Origin of the sequence: Cytobacillus oceanisediminis (genome assembly GCF_003182355.1) — a bacterium.
In the GTDB taxonomy this organism is placed as follows: Bacteria; Bacillota; Bacilli; order Bacillales; family Cytobacillaceae; genus Cytobacillus; species Cytobacillus oceanisediminis_A.
Genome location: NZ_QGTW01000005.1, coordinates 171,168 through 193,656 on the forward strand (window position 1 = coordinate 171,168; position 22,489 = coordinate 193,656).

At 42.0% G+C, this 22,489-nt stretch carries 21 protein-coding genes and 1 pseudogene; 6 read left to right on the forward strand and 16 right to left on the reverse strand.

What is annotated here, in order from left to right; all coding sequences use genetic code 11:
• Nucleotides 1–532 precede the first annotated feature (532 nt).
• Entirely contained in the window at nt 533–1,579 is a 1,047-nt protein-coding gene (locus DFO73_RS11665; protein ID WP_110064959.1) for a YeiH family protein, read from the forward strand.
• Between the two features lie 68 nt (nt 1,580–1,647).
• Nucleotides 1,648–2,532, forward strand: a complete 885-nt coding sequence (locus DFO73_RS11670) for a selenium metabolism-associated LysR family transcriptional regulator (protein ID WP_110064960.1) — start codon at nt 1,648–1,650, stop codon at nt 2,530–2,532.
• Between the two features lie 346 nt (nt 2,533–2,878).
• On the opposite strand, the gene DFO73_RS11675 is transcribed toward DFO73_RS11670, so the two are convergent.
• The 5 genes and pseudogenes from DFO73_RS11675 to DFO73_RS11695 form a co-directional block, all read right to left on the reverse strand.
• Nucleotides 2,879–3,013: a DUF3231 family protein gene (locus tag DFO73_RS11675; RefSeq protein ID WP_258309419.1), complete on the reverse strand. Its 135-nt coding sequence runs from the start codon at nt 3,011–3,013 to the stop codon at nt 2,879–2,881.
• 56 nt (nt 3,014–3,069) lie between these two features.
• On the reverse strand, nt 3,070–3,855 hold the full coding sequence (locus DFO73_RS11680; protein ID WP_110064962.1) for an STAS domain-containing protein: 786 nt from the start codon (nt 3,853–3,855) through the stop codon (nt 3,070–3,072).
• Complete coding sequence (locus DFO73_RS11685; RefSeq protein WP_258309420.1) at nt 3,842–4,432, reverse strand: cobalamin B12-binding domain-containing protein; 591 nt, start codon at nt 4,430–4,432, stop codon at nt 3,842–3,844. The genes DFO73_RS11680 and DFO73_RS11685 overlap by 14 nt, the downstream gene beginning before the upstream one ends.
• A gap of 54 nt (nt 4,433–4,486) precedes the next feature.
• Nucleotides 4,487–4,855 carry a hypothetical protein gene (locus tag DFO73_RS11690; protein WP_110064963.1) on the reverse strand — a complete coding sequence of 123 codons (369 nt, stop codon included), beginning with the start codon at nt 4,853–4,855 and terminating at the stop codon, nt 4,487–4,489.
• A pseudogene (locus tag DFO73_RS11695) lies at nt 4,852–5,151 on the reverse strand (antibiotic biosynthesis monooxygenase family protein); the annotation flags it as partial. The gene DFO73_RS11690 and the pseudogene DFO73_RS11695, both read right to left, overlap by 4 nt.
• Before the next feature lie 549 nt (nt 5,152–5,700).
• On the opposite strand from DFO73_RS11695, the gene DFO73_RS11705 reads away from it, so the two are divergent.
• Nucleotides 5,701–8,754, forward strand: a complete 3,054-nt coding sequence (locus DFO73_RS11705) for an efflux RND transporter permease subunit (protein WP_110064965.1) — start codon at nt 5,701–5,703, stop codon at nt 8,752–8,754.
• Between the two features lie 122 nt (nt 8,755–8,876).
• Here the strand turns inward: DFO73_RS11705 and DFO73_RS11710 are convergent, their stop codons facing one another.
• The 4 genes from DFO73_RS11710 to DFO73_RS11725 all read right to left on the reverse strand — a co-directional run bounded on the left by DFO73_RS11710 (nt 8,877) and on the right by DFO73_RS11725 (nt 12,343).
• On the reverse strand, nt 8,877–9,068 hold the full coding sequence (locus DFO73_RS11710; protein WP_142669523.1) for a hypothetical protein: 192 nt from the start codon (nt 9,066–9,068) through the stop codon (nt 8,877–8,879).
• Nucleotides 9,069–9,223: 155 nt separating this feature from the next.
• The gene (locus DFO73_RS11715) at nt 9,224–9,658 is read right to left on the reverse strand and encodes a GtrA family protein (RefSeq protein WP_110064967.1); all 435 of its coding nucleotides are present in this window, start codon (nt 9,656–9,658) and stop codon (nt 9,224–9,226) included.
• Nucleotides 9,612–10,649, reverse strand: coding sequence for a glycosyltransferase family 2 protein (locus DFO73_RS11720; protein ID WP_110064968.1), 1,038 nt, complete (start codon nt 10,647–10,649; stop codon nt 9,612–9,614). Before DFO73_RS11720 ends, DFO73_RS11715 begins: the two co-directional genes overlap by 47 nt.
• A 14-nt stretch (nt 10,650–10,663) precedes the next feature.
• Nucleotides 10,664–12,343: a DUF6044 family protein gene (locus tag DFO73_RS11725; RefSeq protein WP_375137320.1), complete on the reverse strand. Its 1,680-nt coding sequence runs from the start codon at nt 12,341–12,343 to the stop codon at nt 10,664–10,666.
• Between the two features lie 232 nt (nt 12,344–12,575).
• Here DFO73_RS11725 and galU point away from each other — a divergent pair, with 232 nt between their 5' ends.
• Nucleotides 12,576–13,436 carry a UTP--glucose-1-phosphate uridylyltransferase GalU gene (galU, locus tag DFO73_RS11730; protein WP_110064969.1) on the forward strand — a complete coding sequence of 287 codons (861 nt, stop codon included), beginning with the start codon at nt 12,576–12,578 and terminating at the stop codon, nt 13,434–13,436.
• 146 nt (nt 13,437–13,582) lie between these two features.
• On the opposite strand, the gene DFO73_RS11735 is transcribed toward galU, so the two are convergent.
• The 3 genes from DFO73_RS11735 to DFO73_RS11745 all read right to left on the reverse strand — a co-directional run bounded on the left by DFO73_RS11735 (nt 13,583) and on the right by DFO73_RS11745 (nt 15,562).
• Complete coding sequence (locus DFO73_RS11735; RefSeq protein ID WP_110064970.1) at nt 13,583–14,149, reverse strand: CBO0543 family protein; 567 nt, start codon at nt 14,147–14,149, stop codon at nt 13,583–13,585.
• 133 nt (nt 14,150–14,282) lie between these two features.
• Nucleotides 14,283–15,053: a MerR family transcriptional regulator gene (locus tag DFO73_RS11740; protein ID WP_110064971.1), complete on the reverse strand. Its 771-nt coding sequence runs from the start codon at nt 15,051–15,053 to the stop codon at nt 14,283–14,285.
• 116 nt (nt 15,054–15,169) lie between these two features.
• Entirely contained in the window at nt 15,170–15,562 is a 393-nt protein-coding gene (locus DFO73_RS11745; protein ID WP_258309422.1) for a hypothetical protein, read from the reverse strand.
• Between the two features lie 273 nt (nt 15,563–15,835).
• On the opposite strand from DFO73_RS11745, the gene DFO73_RS11750 reads away from it, so the two are divergent.
• On the forward strand, nt 15,836–16,708 hold the full coding sequence (locus tag DFO73_RS11750; RefSeq protein WP_110064972.1) for an aminoglycoside 6-adenylyltransferase: 873 nt from the start codon (nt 15,836–15,838) through the stop codon (nt 16,706–16,708).
• 27 nt (nt 16,709–16,735) lie between these two features.
• On the opposite strand, the gene DFO73_RS11755 is transcribed toward DFO73_RS11750, so the two are convergent.
• The 3 genes from DFO73_RS11755 to DFO73_RS11765 form a co-directional block, all read right to left on the reverse strand.
• Complete coding sequence (locus DFO73_RS11755; protein WP_110065055.1) at nt 16,736–18,046, reverse strand: uracil/xanthine transporter; 1,311 nt, start codon at nt 18,044–18,046, stop codon at nt 16,736–16,738.
• A gap of 448 nt (nt 18,047–18,494) precedes the next feature.
• A complete protein-coding gene (locus tag DFO73_RS11760; protein ID WP_110064973.1) occupies nt 18,495–19,721 on the reverse strand; it encodes a DUF819 family protein in 1,227 nt (408 codons plus the stop codon).
• 162 nt (nt 19,722–19,883) lie between these two features.
• Nucleotides 19,884–20,615, reverse strand: coding sequence for a DUF1836 domain-containing protein (locus DFO73_RS11765; RefSeq protein WP_110065056.1), 732 nt, complete (start codon nt 20,613–20,615; stop codon nt 19,884–19,886).
• Between the two features lie 210 nt (nt 20,616–20,825).
• Between DFO73_RS11765 and htpX the strand changes: the two genes are divergently transcribed.
• The gene (gene htpX / locus DFO73_RS11770) at nt 20,826–21,707 is read left to right on the forward strand and encodes a protease HtpX (RefSeq protein WP_110064974.1); all 882 of its coding nucleotides are present in this window, start codon (nt 20,826–20,828) and stop codon (nt 21,705–21,707) included.
• Nucleotides 21,708–21,825: 118 nt separating this feature from the next.
• On the opposite strand, the gene DFO73_RS11775 is transcribed toward htpX, so the two are convergent.
• A complete protein-coding gene (locus DFO73_RS11775) occupies nt 21,826–22,422 on the reverse strand; it encodes a class I SAM-dependent methyltransferase (RefSeq protein WP_110064975.1) in 597 nt (198 codons plus the stop codon).
• Nucleotides 22,423–22,489 lie beyond the last annotated feature (67 nt).

Sequence of the window (22,489 nt, forward strand, 5' to 3'; positions counted from 1 at the left end):
TTTAAAACCCTCCTTAAATACTTCGTACTTATTTTCTCCTGGGATTTCTTTCAGTATGCATATAAGTAAAACAACAGGGTTGATACATCTGCCTAAAACAAATAAGTAGCGTTTTAAGCCTAAAGTCAATTGGTTATTAGCTTCCTTTATTCCTTATACCTTCTAGGGTTATTGCAGGAGTATTTATAATCCACACATTTGTTTTCTGACATACGGGTAGATGGCTACCGCTTTCTGAAATCGGCTAAGAAGCTCTCAATCTGGGCCTTGTGATATGGCTGCCTAAACGGGATATGCTCATACCAAATTCCCCCAAGGTCTTCATTTAAGATCAGAGTATATCCACACCTTTAAAATAATTTGTCTGTTTCAACCACACATTTTTAAACTCCTCTTCGGTAGATATCCCTTTAGGTATGGATCAAAAGGAATCATTAAGAAATCCAATAAGCCTTATTAAACAATCGATGAAGCGGCTCCCTTTTATTATGGTACGTTTATGAAAGCCAAATGAACGAAAAGGGGTCTGGTTGTGGAAGCTCAAAAAATTCAGCAATATAAATTGAAAAAAGAGCCCAAAATAAAGAAAAATGCACTTGGGTTTGGGAAAGGAGTATTACTGACTTTTTTCTTGGCGGCACTGGCTGGTCAAATAGCCAATCTTCCGTTTTTCTCAATATTAGGGATCATGATTCTCTCTATTCTGCTGGGAGGTATATGGGGAAATACCCTTTCTGTCCCTGCAGATGCCCAAGCTGGTGTCGAATTCAGCAGCAAGGTCTTACTTCGTGCAGGGATAATTTTACTAGGCTTTAGATTAAATTTACATGAGATTCTATCAGCTGGCTTTTCTATTATGATCATTGATATTGTAGTAATAGCGTTTACAATGAGTTTCATCTTGTTATTAGGAAAAGCGCTTAGGATCAATAATATACTGTCTGTTTTATTAGCAGCAGGTACAGCTATTTGCGGTGCTGCTGCCATTATTGCGATAGCACCTATTGTAAAAAGTAAGGAAGAACAAACGGCGGTTGCAGTATCATGTATTGCTGTTTTGGGTACAGCTGGCGCCATTTTTTATATTGTTTTATTTCCTTATTTGCCTATTAGCGCACTGGAATACGGTGTATTGGCCGGCGCCACTTTGCATGAGCTTGCTCATGTAGTAGCTGCCGTTGTTCCAGGCGGGGATGTCAGCAGTGATTCCGGCATTTTAGTTAAGCTTGGAAGGGTACTGCTGCTAATACCCGTGGCTCTTATAATCAGTTTGGTTTACAACAGAAAGAAGGGCTATAAAAGCAGTGATTTTAAAAATTTGCCTGTACCATGGTTTATTTTTGGATTTCTCTTAACCAGCCTTACCAATACGTTATTTTCCATTTCCGAAAGTATCATCAGTATTTTTTTATTGCTGAGCATGTACATGCTGGCAATGGGAATGGCAGGATTGGGGCTTAATATTAAATGGAAAGACTTTGTCCAATTCGGCTTTAAACCAGTAGCCACAGCTGTTCTCGGTTTTATTGGCCTTCTTGCCATAACCCCTCTTCTGGTTTTAATATTTAGGATTTTATAATGTAGAAATCCTCTCTAATGATTACAATAGCAATATAGGAAAAGGTAAATGATTGAAGGAGGATACTCATGAATCTTGACTACTTGATCGTATTTTATGTTACTGCAAATAATAAAAGTTTTTCCCAAACTGCAAAGGATCTACACCTCTCTCAATCCAGTGTCAGCCTCCAAATAAAACAACTCGAAGAAAAATGGGATTGCCAGCTATTTGAAAGGACCACAAAAAAAATCTCTTTAACCCCTGCAGGAGAAATCCTTTACAACAAAGTAAAAAAATTAATAGCTTTAATGAACGAAACTCAAAATGAAATTGAAGAATTAAAGGGGACTGTACATGGAGACTTAAAGGTTGGGGCCAGCTTAACTATCGGGGAGCATTTCCTCCCTTTTTTATTAGCTGATTTTTCCCATTTATATCCGAAAGTTAAATTACATTTAAAAGTATACAATTCCGGACAAATTGTTGAAAAACTTTTGAATCACGAAATTAATTTAGGGTTTATTGAATCAATGCTTTCCTATCCAGCCTTAAAACAAGTACCATTTGCAAAAGATGAACTTATCATCATAGCCTCACCCCAAAATAAATTTATAAAAACAACCGATATTACTATTAAAGAGCTGCTGGAAGTCCCTTTTATCATTCGTGAAAAAGGTTCAGGCACGAGACAAGTCATGGAAGATACATTAAGAAGATGCCATGTAGACGCTTCTAAATTGAATGTCATTATGGAACTGGAACACACTGAAGCAATAAAATCCTGTGTAGAAGCAGGACTGGGAATCTCCATTATATCGAAGTCTGCTGTTAAAAAAGAACTTAAACTTCAGACGCTGATGCAGTTAAATATAGAGGGAATCACACTACATCGGGATTTTTATATGATCTACCATGAAGAAGCCCTAAAACATACCAGCAGAAAATTAATAGAGTTTATTCACAATAAATAAAAAAGTGTAAGCGCCTTGGACAGCCGCGGAATTGCGATTAGTGCTATGTATGATTTTTGACTGATTCTAGTGAAATTATAAATAAACTTGAAAACTTTATCCGATTCAAAAAAGGTGAAATACTTCTTAGGTCTGATATCCCTCTTATAAATCTCCTGGACATTCACGGCTTTTAGGCAGGTGTATTGCTTTATAGAATTGTGAAAACCCGTAATTTCTGCATTACCATAAAAACCCTGTCAAATTACGTTTTGGAGAGTATACTCCATTTTCTTTAACGGATTATTCCAAGCACGAATTTTTCGAATATGTATAGAAGTAATAAATGTTACAAATGGTACCGTTATTAAATCTGGGTCCCCCGCTCTTCCATTTGCGGCGGTTCTTCCATCCAGCCGTTTTGGATCATGATTTGGGCACCGCGGTGGGCGTATTCAAATATGTCTTTTGAGAAGTGCCTGCATTGATCAGTTCCATTCACAGGAAAGGCAGTACGGATTGCATTTCTCCCTAAAGATAAGGTAAAAAAAGAACCTCCTAAGAGGCCCCCTGTTCTTTCCGGTCAAGATAAATACTTAATACTTGCTTGAGGGATTGGTCCAGCTGCACCCATTCGTCAAGTTTGTAATTATTTAAAACCTTTGCAAGGTTTGGCTTAATGCCGATTAATTTTATGATGCTGCCGGTCATGAAGTTCAATGTTTTGATAAGCTGGGTGAATTTTTCAATGCCTTTGTTCTCCACTTCCCCAATTGCGGTAAGATCAAAGAGGATTTCATCATATTCACCGGCAAACACAGACTTTAGGCAGCTTTCGGATATCACATTGATTTTATCTGCTGTAATATTCCCAAATAAAGGAATCAGGCACATAGATTCCGATAGAGGGATAAAAGGGCCTGATAATTGATTCAATCGGATCAGTACCTGCTCAAGCTCTTCCTTTTTCTCCAAAAGTTCAAAATCGGTAGAGGCAAGCCGACCCTGAAGCTCCAACAGCTTCTTCATCAGGACTTCATTCGAGCTGTCTTTCGGCAAAAAAATCATATTGGCACAATCATCGCTGTCCCATAAAATATGGACATCAAATAATGCAAGCGGAGCATCCTTTGTCTTCATGTTCAGCTCCAGAATAGCAGGCTCCATCCCGGGCTCCCGGCTGTAACGGACAAGCTTATCAATGCTTTCCTCATCTATTATCCCCTTCAAATTTCCCTCGCTAAGGTCAAAGCTATCCCTCGCCAAAGCGGAATAGCTTAGAATTTCTCCGTTTCTGTCAGCTTTTAAAAAAGCTAGCGGAAGCGTTTGATTAAAATATTGCATTTTGCTGTCCTCCCGCCTGATAGTTTTGCAGCCATTCCATCGTTTCGGGCAAATCTCGTAAAATAACTGTGTCTTCCGCACAATAAGGAACCAGATCATATTTACCCGCTAAACGCCCCTCTAGAAGTACCGCCGGTTTGTGCAGAAGCTTTGCAAATTCCGCAGCATATTCCTTAAGCTTTGGCAGGTGATAAACAATGCTCACAGACAAGCCGATCACATTCGGCTTCCATTCTATGGCGGTTTTCAGCGCGTATTCCAAAGGCAGGCTCGGACCATAATATTTCGTTTCCCAGCCATTCTCTTCAAATAAGCTATTGACCATTTTCAGGCCAATATAATGCTCCTCCCCATCCAGGCAGAGAAACATGGCTTTTTGTCCGGATTCTATTTTATCGCGGTTATAAGCCAGTTTTGACAGCACAAAATCACATGTAGCCGTAGCTACATGTTCATCCGCAACCGTAATTTTATTCGTCTCCCAGAGAAAGCCGATATGCTGCATCGCAGGCGTAATCAGATTTTGATAGACTTCCAGACGGGATAAATGCTGATGCTCCTGAATATGCTCCCACACTTCTCTGAATCTCCTTCAAGCAAAAAGGAAGCAAGTGTCTCAGCATGCTGCATATTACACCTCTCCCTTCACTGGTTCGCCTTTCAGTACAGCAATTGCTTCGGATAAATAAAGTGTGAATGCCTCTGCTTGCTGTTCGTGCTCTCCTTTTTCTTCTCTCAGCACAGTTTGAATCAGTTTAAAATTGTCAATCAAATGCTGCGTTTTCATTCCATGCTTCGTTAAAATACCCTCAAGCCAGAGAGCATAATCCTTGAAAAAAACAGATTGCTTTAATTCATAGGCTGATTGGAGATGCTTCATATGGTGATGGTTGTCTTCGCGGCACTTCTCTTTCCCTTTCTCGCCAAACCGCTCCAGCAAGGAAGGTTCCCTTTCATAAATCATTTCGCTTACTTGATTGACAATCCCATCAAAATTCACTTAGACACCACCTTGTATTGTGAAACCTTCGGAACGACCGCAGCCAATTCCTGGTCCGGGTACTTTTTCTCCAAATCATGGATTCTCTTAAAATCCTCGCTTCGAACCCAATTTAAATAGTTTTCCTTTGAATCAAAAATCAGCTGTACCGTTAGCTCGCCCGCCCGCTTATCATTTTGCAGCAGCAAAAAGTCGACAAACCCCTCAGCACGATCAACCGACCGTGAACGATTTTTATATATTTGAATGACTTCCTCCGATTTTTCATCTGGAACATCAAATGTTGAAAAAACCGTTTACATGTATTCTCCTCCTATTTTCGGGAGTTTTCTGGCTCCTCAAGTATAACATAGTGTTGGAGTTTATCCTTTTTAGAGGGCTGGGGCGAGGTTTCATAAAAGGTGCGTATGGGGAGATAAGCCAATTGCGAATCCCACTCTTTACTACCATACCCATCTCCCCTCCTGGCATTTGGTCGTTAATCAGCTTCTTTACCTACCATATCCACTCCCTCTCCCCGCTTTTGATCGTTAGTCCGAGCTTTTACTAAACTAATGAATTCCATTACCACTGCCGAGTGTTTGGATCTATATATCCAAACTGTGTCAGCCTTAAGCCCTAGAGAAAGATATGTCTCTGGCTCGTTATGGCTCCTGTTCATCCGCGTTAAGATGATACATGTAAGAATTGTTAACTTTTTCCTGCAATAAAGGTCTGATTTTGCCGAAATAGGTCGTACGAATCATCGGAATTTTAATTCTTATATGGTTATTATTACCTATTTTTCTGTGTATAATTAGATTTTGGATGCAAATTTTCACTATTAGGGAGCTAGGAGAATGGTTATGAAATTATTGAATCTGTTTGTACAGAGAAAGATTTTGGTCGGGTTAATGACGGTATTAATTTTAGCCATCGGCAGCTATTCGATTTTTGAATTGGATAAAGAGTTGATGCCGCCTGTGACGATGGATGGTGCTTATGTGGAGATCAGTGCTGGTGAGATGGCTGCCATAGAAGTGGAGCGATCGATCACCAATCCCTTGGAACAGCAAATCAGGGGGATTGACGGAGTAGAAGGCACGGACTCGACAACGACAATCGGGCGGAGCTCTCTTCAAATAACCTTTGAACAGGGCCGCGGCGATGACCTTTTTAAGGAAGTTGAGTCAATCGTAACTGCCGCCAAGGGCGATAATGCTCAGATCACGGAGGTCATGGCTGGACAGTATGGAACAGCTCAAACCTACGAGTTTTATATGGATGTTTCCGGCGGGACGATGGAGGAAATGACCGATTTCTCTAAAAATGTCCTTGAGCCCCGTTTGGAGGCATTGCCTGAAGTCCGCGACGTATCGCTGGCAGGCGTACAGGAGCATGAAGTTACAATTGAATTGAACCGCTCCGAAATGGCAGAAAAAGGGCTGAATGCCACAGCAATTATCAGCGCGATCCAGCAGGTGAACAGCGAGGCAACACTCGGGGAACTAAGCAGCGATTCAAACTCTCCTTCCCTTCGCTGGAACACGAAATTGGAAAATGTGGACGATGTAAAAAGTATAAAAATCCCGACACAGGCAGGATTCATTGAACTGGAGGAAGTGGCAGACGTTTCCCTTCAGCCGCTTGAAAGCTCCTCCTTTGTCTGGAAAAATGGCACAAAAGACTTTATCTTTGTCCAGGTAGGCCGCGTTGCGGATGCGACACAAATTGATATGGCGGCAGCGGTCCGTACTGAAATCAAAAATATTCGTGAAGATGGATTGGTTAAAGGATTCGAACTGAATGAAATGGTCGCGCAGGCGGATTATGTCCAGGAATCGATTGATGGGGTAACCGGCAATGTTCTTACCGGAGGCGTCATAGCGATTGCAATCCTGCTGATCTTTTTGCGGAATCTAAGGGCCACTTTTATCATCGGTCTATCAATTCCAACTTCTATCCTGCTGACTTTTACTTCGATGTGGGTATTTGATTACAGCTTTAACATCCTAACCCTGATTGGTTTGGGACTTGGAATTGGAATGATGGTCGATTCCTCCATTGTTATTTTGGAATCAATCTATCGAAAGAAAGAGCAAGGATTGGGCAAACTGGAATCCGTTTTAGAAGGAACAAAGGAAGTTTCATCTGCTGTTATTGCTTCCATGCTGACGACGATCGTCGTATTCCTGCCGATTGGCCTGATTGGCGGAGATATGGGGCAATTCATGATCATGCTGTCTGCGGTTGTAGCGATTACATTGATCAGCTCGGTTATAGTATCGTTCACACTGATCCCTTCTCTTTCCGAAAAATTGCTGAAGCTCCGCAAATCGAAAAAAGAAAGCAAAGAAGGACCGATTATGCGCCTGTATAGCCGTATCGTCGCGTGGACAATCAAGAAAAAACGCTACAGCTTTGCAATCATTGCAATCTTTTTCCTGCTATTTGCCGGATCCTTGACGCTTGTGACAAAAATTCCGATGACAATTATGCCAGATATGTTCAATCGTTACACCGAGCTGATGGTTGATCTGGAAACAGGTGTTTCACTAGAAGATAAAGAGGAAATTGCGCAAAACATAAATCAAAAACTGCAATCCATCGAGGATGTAGAGTCCAATTACGTCATGGATAACGGCGGCATGTTTTATACCATTATCAACATGACAAAGGGTGAAGACATTACAAGGGAACAAAAAGATATTAATGAAGAAATTATGAAAGAACTCCGCAGTCTATCAGATACCCTTCCAGTTGAAAATGTCCAGGGAGCTATGTCGGGTGGCGGCAGTTCTCCAGTTCAAGTGCATATTAAAGGCGAGGATTTTGAACAATTGCAGGCGGTTGCCGGCGATTTTACTAAAGAACTTGAAGGCATTGATGGCATTGTTGGTGTGACAAATTCCATGGAGCGAACTTCCGAAGAACAGGTTGTCGTTTTAAAGAAAGAAGCGATTGAAACAGCGGGATTAACACAGCCGCAAATTAGGCAATTCATCGAGCAGGCCTTTTTGACAATGCCAGTAGGGGAAATGACGGTAAACGAAGAAAATGTGCCGCTTTCCTTAAAATGGGCCGAGAAAACCGATTCCAAGTTGTCCCTATTGGATTTAAAAGTCCCAACAGCACAGGGTGAGAAAACCTTATCTTCTTTTATCCAATTGGAGAGTGTGGAAACACCGAATGAAATTTCCCATCGTGATGGCGAGCGTTTCCTGTCCATCTCGGCTGATATGGAGGGCAAAGACCTTGGCGCTATTAACCGTGACGTACAAAAGCTGATCAGCGACTTTTCTGCACCGGCTGGCTATACCGTTTCAGCTGCCGGCGACCTTGAGCAGCAGCAGGAATTGATAATGGATATGGTGTTTGTTTTAGCCATCGCGATTTTCCTCGTGTACCTGGTTATGGCTGTTCAATTTAACCACCTTGGCCACCCGCTTATCGTCATGTCCGTGATCCCTATGACAATCGTTGGTGTCATTCTCGGATTGTTCCTTACACAAATGGAGCTAAGTGTCATGTCAGGCATGGGAATCGTGATGCTGATTGGAATTGTTCTCAACAACGCCATCCTGTTGATCGACCGGACGAACCAGCTGCGCACTGAAGGATTCTCTGTTGAGGAAGCTCTTTTAGAAGCAGGGAAAAACCGGATTCGCCCCATCTTTATAACCACTTTGACAACAGCCGGCGGCATGCTGCCCTTGGCATTGGCATCCGGAACTTCTGGCAACTACCAGGCCCCTATGGCGACAGTCATTATTTCCGGTCTGCTATTTGCCACCTTCATCACCCTGCTGCTGATTCCGGCCGTTTACCGCTTGTTTACAACCTCCAGCCTTCGTTTCGGCTGGCTAAAGAAAAAGCGGAAAAAGGAACGCAATGACGTAAAAGCAGTACCAGGAACATAACAATTAACGCAAAAACCCCCTTTAAAAACAGAGGGGTTTTTGCATATAATTACGGGCCATTGCGGATGTTTCAGACACTATGGACAAGGGCTCTTCCCTTTCGAATTTTCTTTCATATATTGTTAGCAGATTAATGGAAAGGAGAGTAAGCTATGTGCCATTTTTGTGTTGAGTACCATTATTACAAAAAGAAAATCTGCCATGACCCCCATTGCAACATCTGCTGCAAAAAGAAAGAAAACCATGAACATCACTGCTTCAAAAAATGCTGCCATGACCACAGCCACCATTGCTCCTGCAAAAAATGCTGCCACGAATTCCATCACCATTGCTGCAAAAAGTGCTGCCGCTGCTAGAATTGCTTTTGTAAAAATAGTATACAAGCTTACTTTAAAAAGCAGGTTATACCTGCTTTTTTTTTGCTGTCTTTTTTAAATATGGAATTCCTCCCGGTTACCTGAATGAAGAGTCATTTAAAAACAAAATATTTCTGGCCAAAATAATTGGTTATAGTGTAAATCGCTGCCCCCATGAATACGGCAAGCTCCACACGGGAAAGTTCATACCCCAAAAGGTGAAAATCCTGCATACTCTCTGCGGCCAAATCGCTTATTGCATAAGAAAGAAAGTAACTAAATAAAATGACAGAAATAAAACGGACAGCACTCTTTTGAATGCTGGCCTTACTCTGAAAAGTAAAGGTCCTATTCAGATAATAGCTGATTGCAGCTCCAATGCTATTTCCGATAAAAGTAGCTGTCCAGTATGACATTCCGATTAAATTCAAAAGGATAAATATAATAGATAGGCCCGCTAACGTATTAACCGCTCCAACAAGCAAAAAACGGATAAAGGTATTAGTTCGTTTCAGATAATTTTCCAAAATTAATGCCAGTGAACTCATTTTCAGCTCCTCCGTCCGTAGCCAGGTGAGGGGAAATAGGCATATTAAAGGCATCAATTTCCACTGAAAATTTAGGTCTCCTCTTTGTTTCTTTATATATCTTTCCAATATATTCCCCAACTAAGCCAATGGCTGTAAGCTGCAGCCCGCCAAGCATCCAGATTGAAGTGATCAAGGAAGTCCAGCCTGTTTCGGTTTCCCCAAAAAACCTTAATCCAAGAAAGTAAATGCCAAATAGAAGACTAATAAAAAAGGAGCATATCCCCAACACCATGACCATTCGGATCGGCGTAACCGAAAATGAGGTAATGCCTTCAAAACAAAAGGCCATCATTTTTTTCAAAGGATACTTGGACTCTCCCGCAAGCCGTTCTTTACGGTCATAAAACACACTGGCCGTTTTAAACCCAAGCAATGGCACAATTCCGCGCAGGAACATGTTTGTCTCCTCATATCGTTGAAGCTCTTCCAAAGCACGTTTGCTCATTAAGCGGAAGTCTGCGTGATTATAAACAAGATCGACTCCCATCTTCTTCATCATCTTATAGAATCCCTGAGCTGTGCTTCTTTTGAAAAAAGTATCGGTATCCCTTTTTCTCCTTACACCATAGACAATTTCATACCCTTCCCGGAATTTCAGCATAAACTCCCGGATTACTGAAATATCGTCCTGAAGATCCGCATCGATTGAAACAGCACAATCCGTGGCCTTTCCTGCTGCTGATAAGCCAGCAAGCAATGCATTCTGGTGCCCCACATTTCTGGAAAGCTTTATTCCCCTGACCTTATCATTATTTAAGCTTTGCTTGTAAATGATCGGCCAAGTCCGGTCTTTGCTTCCGTCATCCACAAACAGAATTTTGCTTTTATCCGAAGCCAGATTTTCGTTCTCCAGTTCTTCAAGCAATTGGCTTAGTTGTTTAATCGTTTCCGGCAGTACCTCCTCTTCGTTATAGCAAGGAACCACGATGGTGAGTACTGGGTTGCTCATTTTTTTCCTCCTGTTTATATGGCTTTATAAAGGTAGATTTTCCATACAGAGCTTTTTGATTCAAAAACCTTTTCCAGGTGCAGATCGTTATCTGCGGCATTATCGATTGGAACGGATGAAAAAATATAAGACCCCCCCATCGCCTTGAATGCCCCTGTATTCAATTGAAGGTTTTTCAGCCTTTTTTTCGTATGCTTTTTAAACATATAATGCTTTCCGAGCTCGTCCGTAAAGATATAGCACCTTCCCCCCCATTCATCAAAGTAGATGCGGATTCTTTTGTTTTTTACCAGTTCTTTTTCAATTATTTTCCGAAACTGATATTTGTACGTTAAGGGGTAAAAATTATTATACGTATCCAAAGTATAGAAGCCATTAAACTGGGCGACGGCAGGGTGAAGGCCGATGCTTGCGACACGGTAATCCTCCTGCGGGCGCCCAATATAGTTCTTAATATCAGTAAACTGCTTTTCTGCATAAAATTGCTTTACAGTAGGCTTATCCTGAAAAAGAAATTCTTCATTAAAAAATGAAGCGACAATCACTTGTGCCAGCACAAAAACGGGAACCTGCCTCCTCCAAAACTGGCCACGGGACCAAATGATTTTCAAGGACAGGGCAAAAAGAACATAAATAACCAGGGGCCTTAAAAAGTGATACCTGGCAAAGTTGAATGTATCAAGAACATGAAAGCGTTCAGTAAGCGGCAGCCAGCCTTTGTAAAACCAGAAGGCATACCATGCTGATAAAGCAAAATTTAGGAAAAACAGGAACAAAAACACCTTTTCTTCTTTCCAGTTCTTTTGCCAAATAATCATAAAAAGGGCTATGAACATAATCGGCAGGATGACTAAGGTGTGAATCGTTGCAGCATGGTGGTGTCCCAGAGCAAAATTTTTAAACGTCAGCCGGACACAATGCCAAAAGGTTAACCTTGCATGGAAATATTCATCACGGCTGTTTGGTTCCTCGTCAAATAGAAAGGAATAAACAAGCCGGTATTCAACAATAAAAAATATTCCGGTCATATAAGCAATCGATAATAGAAATGGCCAATTCCACTTTCTTTTCCTGATTACATCTATCAGCCAAAAGATTCCCATAGCACTCAGAAAAAAGAAAAATCCCAGAACGATGCTCGCATACATGGGCAATAAGGTTAAGACAAGGATGTTTCTCAAGGATCTTTCCCCTTGCCTGATATTTAAAAATGCCCAAAGCGCAAGCGGCATCCCAAGAGTGCTCAGCATACCGGAGGGCCAGAATGGAGTGAATGCAAACGCCAGCGCTGTCCCAATCGTAACCGATGCCCACTTCTCTTCTTTAAGAAAATGCTTTTTCAAAAGCAAATACATTCCAATAAAAGCAAACACTCTTGTAATCGTCTGGCTGAGAGCATAGGCAACCATGACCGGAAAGAGAGCATAAAGCCAAACAATTAAGGTGAATTCAGAGCCAAACGCATTCCGGGATAGGCTGCCGTTAATAATTTGCGGAATGGCTGCATCAATCGGCCCTGTAAGCTGGCCGCTTTCGGCTAGGACTTTATACCATGCAAGATTAGAATCTAAATTATCATGAACGCGAATATGAGCGTTTTCACCTAATATGTACAACGGAGACACAAACAAAGCTAAGGCAATAAAGGCAAGGATAAGAAGCTTTTTCTCGGCTGTTATTTTTTTCAAATGCAATCTTTACACCTCTAGGTTCAAGATTATTTATAGCTTAGGGTTAACGAACAGGTGCAAAATATTCCGGGGATATCCATATTCAACATAATACAACCTGCCGGCAACATAAAAATAAGTGAAACAGCATTCAAGCCTGATGATAAGTAATCACTGCTAGCACAAGTTTTAACGGTGGATTATGCTGGATAAGGCTGCAAAAAAATGGCTCATGAACTATCTTAGGGGGGATTTTATGATTAAAAAAGCGGTCATTCCTGCTGCAGGACTTGGAACGCGTTTTCTGCCGGCCACAAAGGCTCAGCCTAAGGAAATGCTCCCTATCGTCGACAAGCCGGCCATCCAATATATTGTTGAAGAAGCAATCGCTTCGGGGATTGAAGATATCATCATCATAACCGGCAGGAATAAAAGGGCCATTGAAGATCATTTCGATAAATCAGTTGAAATGGAGTTATTGCTGAAGAAGAACGGAAAGCTGGAAATTCTCGAGGAAGTTCGCGGAATTTCCAATCTGGCGGATATTCATTATGTCAGGCAAAAAGATCCTCTTGGGTTGGGCCACGCCATTTTGTGCGCCAAAAAATTTATTGGCCATCAGCCCTTTGCTGTCCTTCTCGGTGATGACATCATTGCCGGCAAAAAGCCGGCATTGCTGCAGATGATCGAGCAATATAACAAAATGGGTACGAGTATCCTTGGATGCAGTGAGGTTCCCATTTCTGAAGTAAGTAAATATGGGATAGTCGGTTACTCAGAGCAGCGGGGCGCATTATATAAAGTTGACAACCTTGTTGAAAAGCCCCCAATCGATACCGCTCCCTCAACCCATGCCATTATTGGCCGATATATTTTAACTCCATCTATTTTTGAAATGCTTGAAAATGGCAAACCTGACAGCAAAGGAGAATTGCAGCTGACAGATGCGCTTCATTTATTGCTCGGCCACGAGAGAATGTATTCTTATTTAATCCAGGGCAATCGTTATGATGTTGGCGATAAATTTGGGTTTTTAAAAGCCTCGATTGACTTCGCTTTGCAAAGGCCTGATCTGAAGGAAAAACTATTACTATATTTGAAGCAAATCCGCCTATGAATTTTTATCATTTATATCCGTCAAGGTGAGACCTGGGCTATCTCCATGCACCTTGGATCATCTGGCGGATGGATGTTTTTTTTGGATTCCTTTCCAGCATGCCCCAAGGCCGGGCATGCTAATGGATTAAGGAAAAGCCCTCATCCTCAAAGGTTTTCACCGCTCTTTTCTGCGGTGATCTTCTTTAATCCCCCAATCACGAACCGAACAGCCAAAAACAAGAGAATAAATCCAATAAACGAATACGTGTGCTTCCAATGAATCAGTTCGAACATATTCAAAAGGCTAAATAAAGGTTCAATGATATAGGCAAAAAAGGCTGCCAGAATGACCGATGCTGTGCTAAAGCTTTTCCATGTGCGGAAATATTGATAAATCAGCATCCCTGAAACCGGGATGACCACAAAATCTGCAGGCATCAACGGCGGGATAGCATGAAACAATTTATCAGGGTATCCCCATAGCAAAAAACTAACACCTATTACATCCAGGAAACACGCAAAGATTCCGCATAATAACCCAAAAGCAAGGATTTCAAAGAAACGCTCCTTGTCCACCAGTCTCCACCAAATAAAATAAGGAAGAATGGCAGCAGCCACTAACAGCCACCAATTAAAGCTAAACAAGTCCTCCTGCATCCAATGTTCAAAAGAGACATCCCTTAACTTTTCCCTAGCTTTTTGCACCTCTTCGTATGAAGGAAATTTACTCATAGCGTCACCTGCTGTGCGAGTTCTTGTACTTTCTATCATCTTTCCCCACGCAAGAAGTTACATACAGTAAACCGATGTATTTAATAATATATGTATGCATAAAAGCAGCTGGCCTAAGCCAGCCGCTCTTCTCTTAGTATTCGCCTTTTAGTCCTGTATACATCAAAATGGCTTCCCTTAAAAACTCTGCGGCATTTGGATGAATTTTATCATAATAGGCTTTAAATCTTTCGTCTGACACATACATTTCCGCGAGGCCAGCATGGGCCTCTTTGCTATATTCACTCCAATAAAACGTGATCCATTGTTTATGGAGATCGGCTGCTTTTTGCGCAAGTTCACCTGCCGGATCGCCTGATTGAATAGCTTCAGCTAATGTGCTATTCACTTTCTCAGCCAATTGGGCAATAGCCTCATGCTCCTCCTGAGTCATATTCATGACCTTGGCATTTGACTTCTCTACAGTCTCATCCCCATATTTTTCACGGATTTCTTTCCCGTACTTCTTCTCATTTTCTTCAATCATTTTCTTTTTGAATCCTTCAAACTTTTCCTTATCTGACATGGTCGTTCTCCCTTCTGCTGACGCAATGGTTTTTTCTACATTCGCAATAAGCAAATCCAGCTTCTTTCTTTTCTCAAGGAGTTTCCCGCGATGCTCCTTCAGTGCATCCGCAGCATCGAAAGCAGGTGCTGAAATGAGCTTTTTGATCTGATCCAAGCTAACGCCAAGCTCTCGGTAAAAAAGGATGTGCTGAAGCCTGTCAACCTCCTGCTGGCCATAAATCCGGTATCCCGACGAATTGGTTCTTGCCGGCTTAAGAATCCCAATTTCATCATAATACCTTAGAGTCCTTGTACTCACCCCTGCCAGCTGAGCAAGCTTTTGCACTGTATACTCCATGCGGAATTTCCTCCTTTCGAAAATATATGAAAGTACTTTCTGCTTATTACGATACACCTTTACGCAACGTGAAGGTCAAATGGTTTTTATAAAAAAATTGCCTCTTTTGGGCCCATTTATATGTCCAGCTGCTTCACCAGGAGAGCTGCCGTTGTTTTTATCATCCTGCATCCTTCTAGATCCTGCTCCTTAATCAATCCAAGATCCAATGCAGATTTAATTTTTCCTTCATGTGGCCTTTTCTGAATAAGGTCCAGGAAGTTCAGTTTTTCCAGCTTTTGAACAGTCGTTTCCTGATCAAATTTCTCCAATTTTCGAATCTGCCGTTGCAGTTTGTAATTATCGATCGTGACTTCACCTTTCTCATTCTGTCCGACTGCCGTATCGAAATACTGGTGGAACAGATCCTTTAGTTTTTCCAGCTCGGTTTCCAAATCCTTTTTCCTGCGGCTCAACTCAACAAAACGGACCAGCATATCTTTTGTAAGGATGCTCTCGCTGTTTACCAAATCGATCGCCTCTTTTCTCGGATGATACTTCATCTTATTTTGGAAGAGGCGGCGTTATGCACGTCCTAAAGAACATTCGTTTGTGTTCTTATTTTAGAAGACTGGGTAGGTGTTTCACGGATATATTCAGTTTTCCGCTTTCCCCCCATGGTGACCTCCTTCCATAAATATTAACAACTATCTTTTAAGACATTTAATTTGTAAAAAGGGCAGGGGATTCTAAATTGGCGAAGTATATTAGTAAGAAAGACAAAAAGAGGCATGGGGGGCCATATGAGATCCGAAACCGAAATGATGGAATTAATTTTATCAGCAGCCAAGCAAGATGAGCGGATACGAGCGGTTATTATGAATGGTTCGCGCACGAATCCGAATGTGAAAAAAGATATCTTTCAAGATTACGATATTGTGTACCTTGTAAGGAAAATCGAATCTTTTACCCGCGATCATAGCTGGGTCGATGTGTTTGGAGAACGGATTATGATGCAGCTGCCGGAAGAGAAGGTGCTGCCTCCAGCTGATGGCAGCGGCCGTTTTCCTTACCTTATGCAATTTATGGACGGGAATCGCATTGATTTGACCTTGATTTCTGTTGGAAAAATGGATGAACTCCTGCAACGCGACAGCTTGAGTGTCCTGCTTCTTGATAAGGATGGCCTTGTTGGCCCCCTTCCGCCTTCAAGCGATCGGGATTATTGGATTAAAAAGCCGACTGCACAGGAGTTTGCCGATCTCTGCAATGAATTTTGGTGGATCAGCCTGAACATCAGCAAAGGCCTTTGGCGCCGGGAGATTACTTATGCAATGTTTATGCACGAGCAAATTAACCGTAATGTACTGATCAAAATGATGGAATGGAAGATCGGAATCCAGACCGATTTTACAAAAAGCGCAGGCAAGTTCGGCAAGTATATGACGGATTTTTTGCCGGAGGAAGAATGGGAGCAATTTAGATTGACCTATTCGGACGCGGATTTTGATAACATATATAAAGCACTTTTTATCATGTGCGATCTTTTCAGAAAAACGGCTATGGAGGTCGCCCAGCAGCTTTGCTTTGATTACCCTTATGAAGACGATAAACGGGTAACAGCATTTTTGAAGCATGTTCGAAATCTGCCTCCGGATGCAAAATCTATCTATTAAAAAAGTCCCCTTACCCAGGGGACTTTTTCAGTTATTTTTTAATTCAAATTGCTCAAACGCAGACCAGTTCACCATTTTTTCCATGAGAATGGAGATGAGTACGCCCATAATCAGGCCGTTTGATATAAATGGCTGGATCAGGACTGGCAAATCAGCGAACAAGGCGGCCGGAGTGTTCATTAAGCTAATGCCGATGAGCACCGGCGCTGCCAGACGGAAAATTGTATCCGAATTAAAGGTTTTTCCGTTTAAGCTGTTAAAAGCCGTTCCGAACAGCTGCAGATAAGCAACAAACAGCACTGCGTTTCCGACTGTGACCGGCATGCCGGCCAGCCATGAACCCAGCGGAGGGATCATGCCAATCACGGCCAGCAGTGCACCCCCAAGGAAAAATGGCGTTTTCATTAAAATTCGTGTACTCTGCAAAAATCCAATTGATGAAGTGAATGGAGTAAACGGCACCAGGCCAAATCCGCTTCCGATCACTGTGAAAACGGCAGTAAAAAAAATCGAACCCCGATACTCCCGCTTACCGGATTCTTTTTTAAATAGCGTATCCGCCGAGCTAATCGAAGCGACTGTGTTGCTCAGGTTCATCAATCCGGCAAAGAAAGTGACGGCGATAATTCCAACTTCGAGGTTAGGCTGTCCTAATGGAAACAGCGTAAAGCTCACTTCCCCCGCCGATGCCGCACCTTGCTGCCCCTCACTCATAAATAGCAAATCATAGCCAATCCAGCCGCCCAGCAAACCTATTAAAATGGAAAAATTGCTGATGATGCCATTCCCTTTTAATTTTAAAAGACTAACAAAAATGACGAGTGCAAAAGAATATAAAGTAATGGGAACATCAATCGTGCCCTGGTCACTGACTTTCATCATGCCTTTAAAAAAGATAAAAATCAGCTGGAAGGTTAATAGAAACAGATAAACTGACATCACCATCGGATTGAAGATCGATTTTAATAGCGATATTCCATTAAAAGCTGCGAGAATTAAAGTTACTGCTGATGCCAAAAGGACACCTGTCGCGATCCCTCCGCCTATTTGGGTAAAGCTCATCCCCAAAGAGGATGCCGATAAACCCAAATTTAAAATGACTCCCCACAGCAAGCCGGAATGGCCCTCCATCAACGGATAGCGATGCCCTGCCCACCCCTGGAAAATCGATGCAAGCCCCGTAAATACAAGCGATACTCTTAGCATCATTGCAATCGTTTCACTGGGCAGCTGGAAGACAGCCCCTACTGATATGGGAATCATCACTGTATTCGCAAATATAAAGAAAAGCCATTGTACGGAAGAAAAGATCGTAACGGTACCAAACCGCTTATTCATGCTGCCAACACCGCTTTCCAATCAAAAGTTTCGTCTCTCTAAAAAATAAACTAGCTATTATTATAATATAAATCCTGATAAATTTCTTTGGATTTCACTTGAAGAAAATTGGAAATTTATTTAAGAGGAACGAACTTTATCTGCATGTGGCCAAAAGACCAGTATATCGACAACTGACCGATATATTGGAAATCTGACCGATATATTTTAAAAGTGACCGATAAAATGAAAATCTGACCGATATATCCAAAAAGTGACCGAAAAAGTCGGATTATTGGCCGATATAAATGTAAACAGTTTTGCAGGGGTTCAATAATTGGGCGAGCAAAAGACTTTTCTTATCTGCTTCTTATTATTAGGCGGGATTTTAATCGTGATTTTTTATAGGTATAGCTTTTTTCCGGAATAGGAAAAACCCGCAATAAGGATTGCGGGACGGATACTATTTTTACATAAGACCGGAAAACCACAGTCCAAGCGTGGTGCCGACATAGTTGCCGATAATGTATCCGAGCGTTCCGACGACCAGAATCGGTCCAATCAGGTCCTTCCAGCCTTTTGCTATCGCCATGGCTGCAGCAGTTGTCGGGCCTCCGACGTTCGCATTGCTGGCCAGGAGAATTTCTTCAAGATCATATTTTAATAGTTTCCCGGCTGTTAATGAAAGCGCCATATTTACAACAATGATAATGAAAACAAACACCAGCAGCAGTGGGGCATTTTGAATTATGAGTGGAATGGATGCCGGAATGCCGATGACAACAAAGAACAAGTAAATCAGGAAAGTTCCGATTTCCTGGCTTCCGTTTATCGATTCAAAGTACTTCGGAAACAACGCCAGGAGAAGGAATGTCAAAGTTGTCAGCATTAAATACTTGTCGCCGAATAGCCCATTAAGCAGATTCAAAAAGAATGATGTTTCATCGCCAGAAGGAATGAATCCATCCAGGAATTCTGCTATTTTAAAAGAAACAATGACGAGCAGAAAGGCCGTTCCAATCGACATTGCCATATCCTTCAACGAAATATCCTTCCGCTTCCAAAAGCTTTCCGCAAGCGTCTTGCCATCTTCTCCTAAACTGCCTCTTTCCACTTTTTCAACATGCGGAGCTTTAAAACGGCTTCTGAAAAAGCTCATGGACGGAATGATCATCAGGACGACGAAATATATAGCCATCATTAAATTGTCAGCGACAACCGCTGAAGATACCATTTCCCCCGGTGTTTCAAACTTCGCAGCCATGGCCGCAAAGTTCACACCCCCGCCAATATAGGACGCGCTGAGCATGGCGCCAATTTTATCGAGCATCGGGATATGAGCCTTCAGCAAAAAGAAACTGATGATCACACCTGCAACGGTACCGATGGAGCTGATCAGAAAGATAATCAGCAACCGGCCGCTTTCCTGCCAGATTCTCTTAAAATTCACATGGAAAAGCAGCAGCGGAATGGCGAGCGGGATAATAAAGGTCCAAACTGCATCATAAACAGGCGAGGCTGTAGGAATAATGCCGGTATTCGATAGTATGATCGCACCGATCAGCGCAACAATAGCACCTGAAATCTTTGAGGCCCAGCTGTAGCGCTGCTCCAAATAAATGCTCGCTGAAGCCCACACCACAATAATCCCCCACAACGTTACATAATCATCTGCTTTAATTAGGGTATGCTCCAAAATCAATTGCCTCCTTTTAACAATTTTTATCACTATAAACATATTAGCTATATCAGGTAAAAAATTCAAAATATTCAATTTCGACAAAATTCGGGTGGTACCTGGTACCACATTTACTGATAGACAAAAGGTCGCCAGCTGTAAAACTGGCGATGCTTTCGGTTACCCATTTAAAAACAGGGTAGCTGTTACGTATTTTTTTGTAAGCGACTTATAGTACGCCGATAGGACGGTCAAGGATGCGGTGACGAGGATATTGGAGACAATGTCTTTTTGCTGGTCGGTTAGGTCTTGAAAATTCTCCAGCGTCCTTAAGGCTTCTTTTTTGATGCACTTCTCAATCTGTTCGTGCATGCTTTCCCCTACTATATTTTGATGATGAGCTTTTTCAAAAATGGCTGCGTAGGCAGAATAAAAGAGAATTGGCTCAATTACATCATCTGTGCGGTCATCAAGGTCATTGAATAAGAGTGCGAGAATTTTTCGGATAGAGTCGAAATCCAGAGTCGCTTTCAAATCCTCCACGATAAATAGCATTGCAGCCTGGTCGACAGAATATTTTTTGCCAAGCTGCGGACTTCCAATCAGCTCCTTCACATCCCGCTTTACCCAGTTCTGAACAGCCGTTGAAGATAAATTCGTAAATTCAATTTGGTTTCCCAGTGCCACAATTTCATTTATCGAAAAGCCAATTTTCCGCAAATCAGCCCTTAACAATTTTTCAAAAATGGCCGGCATCTTTGTATCTAAAAACGCCTCCATTGATTTTCCGCTTTTTTCATGAGCAGCTGCCCACGCATTCTGAAGGATTTCTTTTGGCGTATAGTCCCCTTCCCCTTTTAGCGAGAAAAGAAAATCAGCCATGCTTTTCCTCGATAGCTGGAATAATTCCAAGGTAATCAGCCCCTGCGTTTCTCTATTAGATGTCTCCATCCTAATTGTTTCCTATTTAACAGTCAATGTCTAGTGGTTTGGTTTTTCCTTTTGGCACTATCATAACTGTATTAAATTCTTGCTATTTTCTTAGAAAAAATATAAAATATAGTCAAGTGACAAGTTCATAAGACCTCGAAACACAAAAAATATTTATATAAGGGTGAGGAAATGGGTAAGCGTATATTTTACTTTTTATTGACGAACGTACTTGTCTTATTGACGATCAGTATTATTTTCTCGCTGATTGGCGGAGGAAATTATATTAATGCCCAGGGCGGCATTGACTTTGGTGCACTGCTTGTTTTCAGTGCTGTTATTGGTTTCTCCGGCTCCTTCATTTCTCTCTTGATGTCCCGCTGGATGGCCAAGAAAATGATGAATGTCCAGGTGCTGGATCCGAATGGATCCCTATCATCAGCTGAACGTGACATTGTGGAAAAGGTTCACCGCCTATCCAGAGCAGCAGGCTTAACACATATGCCTGAAGTAGGAATCTATCATTCTCCTGAAGTGAACGCATTTGCCACCGGACCATCTAAAAAACGTTCCCTTGTCGCAGTTTCAACTGGATTGCTGCAGGAAATGGACGACGATGCCATTGAAGGCGTTATTGCTCACGAAGTTGCGCATATTGCAAATGGAGATATGGTAACCATGACCCTTCTACAAGGTGTCGTCAACACATTTGTTGTCTTCTTATCCCGCATTGCAGCCTGGGTTGCATCCCGATTTGTTAGAGAAGAAATGGCGCCGGTTGTGCACTTCATTGCCGTGATCGTGTTCCAAATCGCCTTCTCCATTCTGGGAAGCCTTGTTGTCTTCGCCTACTCCCGTCACCGTGAATTCCATGCGGACCGCGGCGGCGCAGACCTGGCAGGAAAGGATAAAATGACCCATGCCCTGCAAATGCTGAAGGCATACTCCAACCGCATCAAGGGTGAAGAGCAAACGGCGATCTCTACTCTAAAAATTAATAATAGAAGCAAAGCTTCATTGTTCTCCACACATCCGGATTTGGATGAGCGTATTAGACGTTTGAGCATGAAGTAATGGAAAAAGGGTGCCCTTTTTGGTGGGGCACCCTTTTCCTGTCGATTCAGGTAAAATATTAAAAAAAAACTTCTATTAAACTGTTATTTCACCGTAATTAAATGAGGATATTTTCATTTCAATCAAACGTTTGATTGAACCGATACACCAAAAACCGCTCGTTCTCATTCTGCTTCCCAAGGTCAACTTCCTTAATCAGCTCAAACCCGGTGCTGTTTTCCAGATAAAAAATATAATCCTCTGAAGGATAATACAGAATGATGTCAACCTCCCGTGGATGGTCCACTGCAGATCGCAAGATATTGTTCACCGCTTTAATAAAAATCTGAACGGTAAACGGGTTAAAAAAATAAAACCTGTTGTCTTCCGCAGCAATTTCATATTCCTGTGCGAGACAGCATTGAAATTTAATCCTCTCTTTTTTCCCTATGTAATTGTGCAGATTTTCAACGGCCTCACCATAAAAACCCTCACTCATCTCCACTCCGACTGCCGATGCATCAAACTTATGATAAACATAAAAGGCCAGCCTCCCTTTTCCGCAGCCGAAGTCTACGACACGATCACTGCTTTTTGGCCTATATTCTGCAAACAATTTTTCCAATGCCTCATAAGGTGTTGGCTCATAGCGGTGGTAGTGGAAAGATTCAAGGAATCCTTTCTGCTCCCCGCTTGTTTGGATATTAAGCAAGTCATCAAAATACTCCTCTTTCATTGGCGTGCTCCTCCCATAAAAAAGTGCCTGGCACCGCTCTTGGACAAGTTGGTCCATTTGCAGTCCC

Coding starts and splice junctions, on each gene's coding strand:
- DFO73_RS11670 (WP_110064960.1), top strand. CDS start 1,648: ATGAATCTTGACTACTTGATCGTATTTTATGTTACTGCAAATAATAAA.
- DFO73_RS11680 (WP_110064962.1), bottom strand. CDS start 3,855: ATGCAATATTTTAATCAAACGCTTCCGCTAGCTTTTTTAAAAGCTGAC.
- DFO73_RS11705 (WP_110064965.1), top strand. CDS start 5,701: ATGAAATTATTGAATCTGTTTGTACAGAGAAAGATTTTGGTCGGGTTA.
- DFO73_RS11715 (WP_110064967.1), bottom strand. CDS start 9,658: ATGAGTTCACTGGCATTAATTTTGGAAAATTATCTGAAACGAACTAAT.
- DFO73_RS11720 (WP_110064968.1), bottom strand. CDS start 10,649: ATGAGCAACCCAGTACTCACCATCGTGGTTCCTTGCTATAACGAAGAG.
- galU (WP_110064969.1), top strand. CDS start 12,576: ATGATTAAAAAAGCGGTCATTCCTGCTGCAGGACTTGGAACGCGTTTT.
- DFO73_RS11735 (WP_110064970.1), bottom strand. CDS start 14,149: ATGAGTAAATTTCCTTCATACGAAGAGGTGCAAAAAGCTAGGGAAAAG.
- DFO73_RS11740 (WP_110064971.1), bottom strand. CDS start 15,053: ATGGAGTATACAGTGCAAAAGCTTGCTCAGCTGGCAGGGGTGAGTACA.
- DFO73_RS11750 (WP_110064972.1), top strand. CDS start 15,836: ATGAGATCCGAAACCGAAATGATGGAATTAATTTTATCAGCAGCCAAG.
- DFO73_RS11755 (WP_110065055.1), bottom strand. CDS start 18,046: ATGAATAAGCGGTTTGGTACCGTTACGATCTTTTCTTCCGTACAATGG.
- htpX (WP_110064974.1), top strand. CDS start 20,826: ATGGGTAAGCGTATATTTTACTTTTTATTGACGAACGTACTTGTCTTA.
- DFO73_RS11775 (WP_110064975.1), bottom strand. CDS start 22,422: ATGAAAGAGGAGTATTTTGATGACTTGCTTAATATCCAAACAAGCGGG.